Source organism: Streptomyces calidiresistens (genome assembly GCF_014141525.1).
Lineage (GTDB): Bacteria > Actinomycetota > Actinomycetes > Streptomycetales > Streptomycetaceae > Streptomyces > Streptomyces calidiresistens.
Map to the genome: position 1 here is coordinate 1 of NZ_VKHS01000405.1, position 4949 is coordinate 4949.

The 4949-nt window shown below is 75.3% G+C and carries 4 protein-coding genes; all 4 read left to right on the forward strand.

The annotated features are described in order from the left end of the window. The coding region (locus FOE67_RS16395) for a molybdopterin molybdotransferase MoeA (protein ID WP_228473950.1) at positions 1–1525 on the forward strand (1525 nt) is incomplete at its 5' end. Further along, positions 1522–2670: a potassium channel family protein gene (locus FOE67_RS16400; RefSeq protein WP_438874236.1), complete on the forward strand. Its 1149-nt coding sequence runs from the start codon at positions 1522–1524 to the stop codon at positions 2668–2670. The genes FOE67_RS16395 and FOE67_RS16400, both read left to right, overlap by 4 nt. A gap of 108 nt (positions 2671–2778) precedes the next feature. Continuing rightward, complete coding sequence (locus FOE67_RS16405; RefSeq protein WP_182664983.1) at positions 2779–3756, forward strand: NAD(P)H-quinone oxidoreductase; 978 nt, start codon at positions 2779–2781, stop codon at positions 3754–3756. A 348-nt stretch (positions 3757–4104) separates the two neighbouring features. Then, entirely contained in the window at positions 4105–4902 is a 798-nt protein-coding gene (locus tag FOE67_RS16410) for a hypothetical protein (protein ID WP_182664985.1), read from the forward strand. Positions 4903–4949: the final 47 nt, after the last annotated feature.

A 4949-nucleotide genomic window follows, 5' to 3' on the forward strand; every position in this document is an offset into this window, starting at 1 on the left:
CGCCAACAGCTCCGGCCCCCGTCCCTCCGGTCCCCACTCGTCCGGCCCGTCCCCCGCCGGCCCGCGGGGGACCGACGGGACCGCCGCCCGCCCCGGCGGGGAGGCCACCTCCCCGGGAGTGCCGGGGCCCACCGCCCCCGCCGGCGCGCGGCGCGCGGATCGGGGCGCGGCGGGGGACGCCGCACCGACGGTCGCCCCCCGGCCGGACGGGTCGGCCGCCGGCCGGCACCGGGGTGACCGGGACCCCGCCGGACACCCCCACGCCACCGACTGGGAGACCGCCCACCGCACGGCCCGCCGCGCCGCACGACACCTGCCGGCCCGGGCCCTGCCCCTGGCGGAGGCGATCGGCCACACCCTCGCCGAACCCCTCACCGCCCTCACCGACCTTCCCGCGTTCGACACCGCCGCCATGGACGGGTGGGCCGTCTCCGGCCCCGGGCCGTGGACCCTGGAACCCGGCGGCGCCGTCCTCGCCGGCCACGACCGCCCCTCCCCCCTCGCCGACGGCCTCGCGGTGCCCATCGCCACCGGTGCCCGCATCCCCCCGGGCACCACGGCGGTCCTGCGCCGGGAACGCGGGCGCACCGTCGCCGACCGGCTGCGCGGCCCCAACCCGTCCCCCGGGGCGGACATCCGACCGCGCGGGCAGGAGTGCCGCACCGGGGCCGGACTCCTGCCCGCCGGCACCCCGGTGACCCCCGCCGTGCTCGGGCTGGCCGCCGCCGCCGGATACGACCGGCTGACCGTGCGCCCCCGCCCCCGGGTGGCGGTCCTGGTGCTCGGCGACGAACTGCTGCACCGGGGCCTGCCCACCGGCGGGCGCATCCGTGACGCCATCGGCCCCATGATCGGCCCCTGGCTGACCGCGCTCGGTGCCGAACCGGTCTCCGTGCGCCTCCTCGGCGACCTGCCGGCCGGCTCCCCGGGGACGACGGCCGGCGCCGGTGAATCCACCGCACCGCGGACCGGTGCGGGCGCCCGCACCGGCGGGTCCGGCGGCGCCGACACCCTGGTGGAGGAACTGCTCGCCGCCGCCGACGACGCCGACCTCGTCCTCACCAGTGGCGGCACCGGCGCGGGTCCGGTGGACCGTGTCCATCCGGCGCTGCGGGCGCTCGGCGCCCGCGTCACGGTGGACGGGGTCGCCGTGCGCCCCGGCCACCCCATGCTCCTCGCCGAGCTGCCGAACGGGATCCCCCTGGTGGGGCTGCCGGGCAATCCCCTGGCCGCCGTCTCCGCCGTGCTGACCCTGGTGGCCCCGCTGCTGCACGGCCTCACCGGTCGCCCCGAGCCGGGGGCCGGGACCGCCCGCGCCCATCTGACCTCGCCGGTCTCCCGCCACCCGCGGGACGTGCGGCTGGTGCCGGTGCGCCTGCCCGCCCCGGGGGAGGCCGAGCCGGTGGGCTGGGCGGGCCCGGCTATGCTGCGCGGGATCGCCGTCGCCGACGCCGTGGCGGTCCTTCCCCCCGGCCCGGTACCGGCGGCCGGGCGGGTCCGTCTGCTGGAGCTGCCCCGACCATGAGGATTCCCCCCGCTCTCACCCCCGGTTCCGGGGCATCCACGCGTGATCTGGAGCGCGATCGACAGGCGATGGGTGTCTCCCTGCCCCGGCACATCGCCGGGCCGCTGATCCAGGTGGTCAAGCGGCTGGCCCTGGCCAACCTGGTGCTGTTCACCGCCTTTCTCGTGGTCTACCTGGACCGCGACGGCTACACCGACGCCAAGGACGGCGAGGTCGGGGCGCTGGACGCCCTCTACTACGTCACGGTGTCGCTCTCCACCACCGGTTACGGCGACATCGCCCCCTACTCGGATCTCGCCCGGCTGCTCACGACGTTCGTCATCACGCCCCTGCGGGTGGCGTTCCTGATCATCCTGGTCGGCACCACGCTCGAGGTGTTGACCGAGCGCACCCGCGAACAGTGGCGGGTCGGGCACTGGAGGAAGACCTTGCGCGACCACACCGTCATCGTCGGCTTCGGCACCAAGGGCCGTTCCGCCGCCGAAACCCTCATGCGCACCGGCGTCACGCAGGACCGCATCGTCGTGGTCGATCCCAGTACCGAGGTGGTGGAACAGGCCAACGCGGAGGGCTACGCGGGTGTCGTGGGGGACGCGACCCGCAGCAACGTGCTCCTGCGGGCCCGCGCCGATCGGGCCCGGCAGGTGGTGATCTCCACCCAGCGGGACGACACCGCGGTGCTGGTCACGCTCACCGCCCGTCAGCTGAGCAAGTCCGTCCGGATCGTGGCCTCGGTCCGGGAGGAGGAGAACGTGCCGCTGCTCCGGCAGTCCGGCGCGGATTCCGTGATCACCAGTGCCTCGGCCGTCGGGCGCCTGCTGGGCCTGTCGATGGTCAGTCCCAGCTCGGGTTCGGTGATGGAGGACCTGATCCAACAGGGCTCGGGGCTGTCCCTGAAGGAGCGGCCGGTCACCCGGGCGGAGGCGGGCAAATCCCCGCGCGAGTGCGACGACCTGGTCGTCTCGGTCATACGCGGGCACCGCCTGCTGCCCTTCGACGATCCCGAGGCCCGGACCCTGCAACTCCAGGACCGGGTGGTGGTGATCCGCCGCACCGCCGGTGACGAGGAGAAGGTGGGGCCGGCGAAGCAGAAGGAGGGACGGCCGGAGCGCGGACCGGGCTCCTGGCGCATCCCGCGCGGCTGACCCGGGCCCCGGGTCCGGCGCCCGGCGCGGGGAGGTCCGGGGGGCGACGCGCCCGGACGAACGGGGGTGTCCCCGTCCCGCGGCCCACCGCCGCTTACCCTCGCGCCCATGCGAGCCATCACTGTTTCCGAACCCGGCGGTCCCGAGGTCCTGCGGATGGAGGACGTCCCCGATCCCGAACCGGGTCCCGGCGAGGTGTTGATCGACGTCACCGCCTGCGCCGTCAACCGGGCCGATGTCCTGCAGCGGCAGGGACACTACGATCCGCCGCCCGGGGCGAGCCCGTACCCGGGGCTGGAGTGCTCGGGGACGGTGGCCGGTCTCGGGCCGGGCACCGCCGGCCCGAAGCCGGGGGAGGCGGTGTGCGCGCTGCTGGCCGGCGGGGGGTACGCGGAGCGCGTCGTGGTCCCGGCCGGTCAGGTGCTGCCGCTCCCCGAAGGGATCGATTCGGTAACGGCCGCGGCCCTTCCCGAGGTGGTGTGCACGGTGTGGTCGAACGTCTTCATGGCCGCCGGGCTGCGCCCGGGGGAGACCCTGTTGGTGCACGGCGGAGCCAGCGGTATCGGCACGATGGCGGTGCAATTGGCCCGTGCCGTGGGGGCCCGGCCGGCGGTGACCGCCGGCAGTGCCGCGAAGCTGGAGCGGTGCCGGGAACTGGGGGCCGAGATCCTCATCGACTACCGGGAGCAGGACTTCGAGGAGGAGATGCGCAAGGCCACCGAGGGGCGGGGAGCCGACGTCATCCTCGACATCATGGGGGCCTCCTACCTGCGGCGGAACGTCCGAACCCTCGCCCGGGGCGGGCGGTTGGTGGTGATCGGCCTCCAGGGGGGCGTGCGGGGGGAACTGGAGTTGGGACGGCTGTTGGCCAAACGGGGAACGATCATCGCGACCTCGCTGCGCGCCCGTCCGGTCGAGGAGAAGAGCGCCATTGTGGCGGCGGTGCGCGAGCACGTGTGGCCGATGCTCGCCGACGGGCGGGTCCGACCGGTGATCGACCGGGTGATGCCGATGGCGGAGGCGGCCGAGGCGCACCGGGTCATGGAGGCGGGGGAGCACGTGGGAAAGATTGTCCTCACCACCTGAGAGGGTGTTCATCTGACGGCTCCTCAGAGGACGTATGGTCGTGTGACCTTCGGTTCGCCCTGTCGTTGAGAGGGCGAACCGTCCTTTTCGTGTGATTCGTATGGAGTGGGGCAGGCGAAGGTTGGCAGGGTCGCGGTCTCCCTTCCGGAACCCCTCGGTACCCCCGGGCGGCCCCCGGGGGATCGGGATGCGCCGGGAAAGTCCGGGGCGGATGCGGCCTTCCGGAAACGGGGCGAGAGTCATGGCTCTCGCCTGTCCGGAGATGCCGGATTCGCACCGCTATGTGACTCTGGTAGCCCTGCCGGTCGGTGCCGGAGCGTGTTGAACTCCATGCGGAGGGTGGGAAGCGTGCGGATACGGGTGGGCGTCACGATGTGCGGAACAGCACTGGCGGTGCTGCTGCCGGTGGGGGTCATCCAGTCGGCCGAGGCGGTGACCGACCATCCCACCCCGCCGCTGAGCCCCTCGACCGACCGGACCACCGGCGGTGGCCCCCCCACCACGGGGGCCGAGGTCATCAGCGCGCTCCTCGCCGAACTGCCCCCCGGGGTGGTGGGTACTCCCCCGGGACGGCCCTCCGGCGACACCCCGGGGGGCGCGGAGGCGGACCGGGAGGTCGTGGAGGCCGCCGCCCCCGGCACCCCGCCCGTCACGGAGACGGAGGAGCGCCCCGGTGGCGTCGGCACCGGGATGGTGCCCATGGGCTCCACCACGCCGGTCGGAACGACCACCGCCGGCCCCGGAGCCGCCGGCTCCATGGAAGGACTCGACCTGGCCGGGGCGGTCGAGCACCGGGTCCTCTTCCCCTCCGGCGGGGATGTGCCCGCCGGAGGGCCCGGCGCCGGCGAGGTCATCACCCTTTCGGAGCAGTTGCCCGGAGGCGGCCCCGCCGCCGACGAGCTCGCCGAGCCGGTCGCGGCGGCCGGGGAGGGCGCCGCACCCGATTCCTCCCGCAGCAGCGGGCCCGATTCCGCCGGCCCCGGCCCCGGCGGGGGAGAGGGGGCGGGCGTGGCCTCCGGCGCGCTCCAGCCCTCTCCCGGGAGTGGGGCGATCATCCCGGTGCTGCCGCTGGGCACCGGCCTGACCTGCCTGGGCCTCGGACTGGCCATCCTCGCCTGGCACCTGCGCCGGGCCGCCGCACTCTGAGACTCCACCCGGTCACGGCGACGCCTCCTCCCCCGGGTCGCCCCCGC